This window comes from Bellilinea sp., assembly GCF_034432615.1.
In the GTDB taxonomy this organism is placed as follows: domain Bacteria; phylum Chloroflexota; class Anaerolineae; order Anaerolineales; family Anaerolineaceae; genus Bellilinea.
This window is the reverse complement of sequence record NZ_DAOUBL010000095.1, coordinates 1-4,486: the sequence shown is the minus strand read 5'-3', so window position 1 is coordinate 4,486 and position 4,486 is coordinate 1. Positions and strand designations below refer to the sequence as shown.

The 4,486-nt window shown below is 57.6% G+C and carries 3 protein-coding genes; 2 read left to right on the top strand and 1 reads right to left on the bottom strand.

Features of this window, described 5'->3' with window-relative positions; genetic code table 11:
* The first annotated feature begins 384 nt into the window (after positions 1-384).
* Positions 385-1,515 carry an MFS transporter gene (locus VAE48_RS04420; RefSeq protein ID WP_322792112.1) on the top strand — a complete coding sequence of 377 codons (1,131 nt, stop codon included), beginning with the start codon at positions 385-387 and terminating at the stop codon, positions 1,513-1,515.
* 4 nt (positions 1,516-1,519) lie between these two features.
* A complete protein-coding gene (locus tag VAE48_RS04415) occupies positions 1,520-2,089 on the top strand; it encodes a hypothetical protein (protein ID WP_322792111.1) in 570 nt (189 codons plus the stop codon).
* A gap of 5 nt (positions 2,090-2,094) precedes the next feature.
* On the opposite strand, the gene VAE48_RS04410 is transcribed toward VAE48_RS04415, so the two are convergent.
* A partial coding sequence (locus VAE48_RS04410) for a GAF domain-containing protein (protein ID WP_322792110.1) occupies positions 2,095-4,486 on the bottom strand: 2,392 nt, incomplete at its 5' end.

The following is a 4,486-nucleotide window of genomic DNA, read 5'->3' as shown; positions in this document are numbered from 1 at the left end:
AAGCAATTACCCCCTCCCGCCTCCCCCTAAATCGCTGGGGCGATTTAGGGGGAGGTGCAGGTGGGGGTCAAACATCCTCAAAGGAATAGCAAGAGGATTTATCCCGAACTGAGGTTACTTAACGCCAAGACGCAAAGATTTCTTTTTTCTTTCTTCGCGTCTTTACGTCTTTACCTTGAACGGCATCGCATTCACAAGTCTGGTAAGCCATAAACGGTTGCCCATCGTTATAAGCGAGGGCAGCAAACTCCCTCACACCTCACGGAGATTATTCCAAACCCCTGTTCTTAATAACCTGACCCTTTTGACTTGTCATCTCCACCATCTTCCTGCACAATTAAGCCATTCCGGCTTTTCCGCATCTTTTCCCCAAGGTTCATCCCATTGAATGCTTTGTTTTTAGTGGTCGTCTTCCTTTACTGGTCGGCGTTGTACCTGTATGTGCCCACCCTGCCGCTTTACCTGCAAACCAAAACCAGCGATCTGGCATTGATCGGCACGGCACTTTCCATGTACGGTCTGTGGCAGCTGATCGTGCGGCTGCCGCTCGGCATTCTGGCAGACTGGGCCGGCCGCCGCAAGCCGTTTGCCACCCTCTGGCTGCTGCTGGTGGCTGCCGGCGCGCTGACCCTCGGCCACGCCCCCACCATCCAAACCGCCATCCTCGGACGGGCGTTGGTGGGCGTTTCGGCCGGCACCTGGGTGCCGCTGGTAGTGCTGTTTTCCAACCGCTTTTCGGCAGGAGAAGTGGTACGCGCCACCGGCATTCTGGCAATGACGGCTACCGCCGGGCGGATTGCAGCCACCGCTGCCAACGGCTGGCTGAACGAGCTGGGCGGTTACCCGCTGGCCTTCAACCTGGCCGCTGCGGCGGCTGTGTTCGCCGCGGTTTTGCTTTTCTTCCTGCCTGAAGCTCAAACGCCGCCGCACAAGCCCTCCCTGAACGCCCTGAAGCGGTTAGCCAGCCGGCGGGAAGTGATGCTGCCTTCCCTGCTGCAAGCCCTGACCCACACCGCCGATTTTGCCGCCACCTTTACTTTCATCCCCATTCTGGCGCGCCAAAAAGGCGCATCGGACGTGGTCATCAGCACGCTGCTCAGCCTCAACCTGCTGATCGGGTTGGCCGGCAACAGTCTGGCGGCGGTGCTGGCGCAGCGCTTTGGTCACCGACCCATGATCATCCTCAGTTTTACCCTGCTGGGCGGCGGCATGCTCGGCGCAGCCTGGGCGCCCAGCCTGGCACTGATCTTTGTCTTTCAGTTCTGCGTGGGGTTGGGGTTTGGGATTGGCTACCCGTTGTTGATGGGGTTGAGTATCAACCGCGTGGATGCCGCCGAACGCACCACCGCCATGGGTCTGCATCAGTCGGTCTATTCGCTGGGCATGTTCCTCGGCCCGTGGCTGAGCGGAGTGCTGGCGGCTGCCCTGAACATTCCGTTGATGTTCGTCATCATCGGTCTGCTGATTCTGATCATGGGCATCGGCGCAGCGGCGCTCCTGGATCATCGGAGGTGAACCAATGGACTTTTACATGACCTGGGTTACGGCAAACCCGCTGCTTTCGGCAGCCGTGCAATTCGCCCTACTAGGCACCTTGGGGGAAATCATTTCTTTCACCATTCAACAGCGACGGCTGGGCCTGCCCGGCAGCGGTGCACAGATGATTGCCAAAATGTTCGCCTGGGCGCTGCTGGGAGTCATCATCAAGTACGGGTTCACCGGCATGCGCGGTTTCACCCGCGCGCTGCTGGATCATCATTTGCTTCCCGATTTTTTAGGGCAGGGACTGGGCTGGGCATTGTCGGTTTCCGTACTGACCAACACCTTCTTTGGCCCGCAGATGATGGCTTTTCACCGGCTGGAGGATAATCTGATTCTGGGACAAAAGGGTTTTACTGGCATCACCCGCGCCTGGGCTACCCTGATCTGGTTCTGGATCCCGGCGCATACCGTCACTTTTCTGATGCCGGTTGAAGTCCAGATTGGGCTGGCGGCCGCCTGGTCGCTGGTGCTGGGGGTCATCATGGGTCTGAACCGCCCGCGGAAGGCGGAAAGTTCCGGTTCAGCCTCCCCGCAGTCAGCCGGGTAAGTGAATTAGAATGCCAGATCTTGAGGTGGAACGAGGGGTTTGGTGGCAAAGGAACGCACCTGACCATCCACCCAGGCACACACCCGGTTTTTGCCCTGCTGTTTCGCCGTATACAGTGCCTGATCGGCGCGGTTGACCAGCAGTTCCAGCGAGTTGCAGTCCGCATCTATGGCGCTGACCCCCAGACTGACCCCCGAAACCACCACACCGCCATTTTCATCTGTAAACCCCTTTTTCACGGCATCGCGCAGCCGCCAGGCAACCTGCATGGCTGCATCCAGACCGGTTTCCGGCAGCAACAGGATGAATTCATCCCCGCCGAAGCGGGCAGCCAGGTCGGCTTTGCGCAGCTGCTGACGGCACTGCTCGGCAACGAAAATGATCAACTGATCGCCGGTCAGGTGTCCGTACGAATCGTTGATTTTCTTGAGGTCATCCAGATCCATCATGACCACCGCCAGCGCCTTGCCGTAACGCCGGGCGCGGTAAAATTCCTTGCCGGCCAGATCGAAGAAATGCCGGCGGTTGTAAAGACCGGTCAGCGGATCGCTGACCGCCATACGCTGCACCGATTCGAACAGGCGCGCATTTTCAATGGCAGCCGCCGCCTGATTGGCAAAGGCCAGCGCCAGTTTGGCATGATTTTCGGTATATACATTTGGCTGGCTGTGATCAATGGTCAAAAAGCCGATCGCCGTGTTGCGTTTTATCAGCGGAACGCCCATCCAGGAACGAACGTGCGCCGCATCACCCCAGCGTTTGAAGCGGGCATCTTTCTGCGCATCGGCAAGGATGATGGGCGATTGAGTTTTATGGCTTTCCAGCAGCAAATCGTCCCGCGCCGGAAAACGCTGCCCTTTGACCCGTTCGGGATGGGGAAAACCGCGCGCTGCCACAACCCGCAGTTCCTCACCTTCCTTGAGAAAAAGCGCGCACGAATCATACGGCACAACCCGCTCCAGGTTCTCCAGCACCTGATCCAGCACCTGATCGAGACGAAGCGCCGAAGAAACTGCCGCGGAGGCCTGCTGAAGCGTTTCCGCTTCCCGCGCCCGGCGGGTGGCTTCTTCCAGCAGGCGGGCTTTTTGGATGGCAACGGCACTGTAACGCGCAAGCGTTTCTGCCAACCCGATGACTTTAGGATCAAACTTCTTTTCCGGCGAGAGCATGAAGTAATTCAACACACCGAGGGTTTCCGTCTCGGTCAAAATGGGCACTGCCAGGAAGGCGTACACCCCCTTATTTCTCATCTCTGGACGCGATAGCGGTTCAGTCGAATAGTTATCAGAAATCAACATACGCCGCCGTTCAACGGCCTGCCACGAAAGCCCCGTACCCCGCGGTGATTCATCTACCCGTATCAACTTTTGGGAAGGATCGTAGACACTCAGGGTTACCAGCACATCACGCCGTTCGTCGAGTAACGCCACCAGGCCGCTATCCGCACCCAGCAGCTGACAACCGTAGTACGTAATCTGCTGCATGGTGGACTCCAGATCAATCGAGGAAGTAATCCTTTCCAGAATCTGATTGATCTTCTGCTCGTGCTCCAGCATCTGACGGCTCTGCCGGTACAGGCGGGCATTGTAGAGCGCCTGGCCGGCCTGCGCGGCAAACAGCTCCAGTGTGCGGGCGTGCTCCGGCCGGTAAAAACCCTCTTCACATTTATCCAGAGAAAGAAAGCCGAGCACCTCATTCTGGACGATGATCGGCGCACCCACCCACGAGTGGATATACTCGGTCGCTTCCACCCGCACCCAGCCGGGATAGGCATGGGTATCCTGAATGATTAGCGGTTTGCGGTTTTCCAGCATCCAGCGGAAATTTTCGGTGTGTTCGATATCAAAAACGAATTGCCGAACGGCACGGAACACATGTTCACCAAACCGCTCATAACCACGGTTACGGGTGATCACCGCACGCCTGCCCTCCAGCAAGGTGATATTGCCCGAGTCGTAAGGGATGACCAGCGCAATACTTTCCAGAATCTTATCCAGTACTTCATCCACATCCAGGCTGGCGCTGAGCGCCATGCCAATTTCGCGCAGCGCTTCAGCCAGCTCCCGGTTGTGCCGTTCCGTTTCGGCAGCCTCCAGGAGTTTTTGTTCTGCTCTTTTACGCTCGCTGATGTCCCGAACCAGACACAAAACTTCTTCAGACACCGGCCCGGTTGACTTCAACGGGGAAAAATGGATTTCAACCGCAAACGGATGGCCATCCCATGCCAGACCACTGGCTTCCAGCATTTGGGGCTGGCGGGTTTCCAGCGCCAGCAGGAGGTGCTGCAACACTGCATCGCGGTCTTCTTCTATAAACAGGTGGCAGATACCCAGCCGATCCTCAACCACTTCCCCCGGCAGGGCAAATTTTTCCAGTGCAATCGGGTTGGCAAGCAAC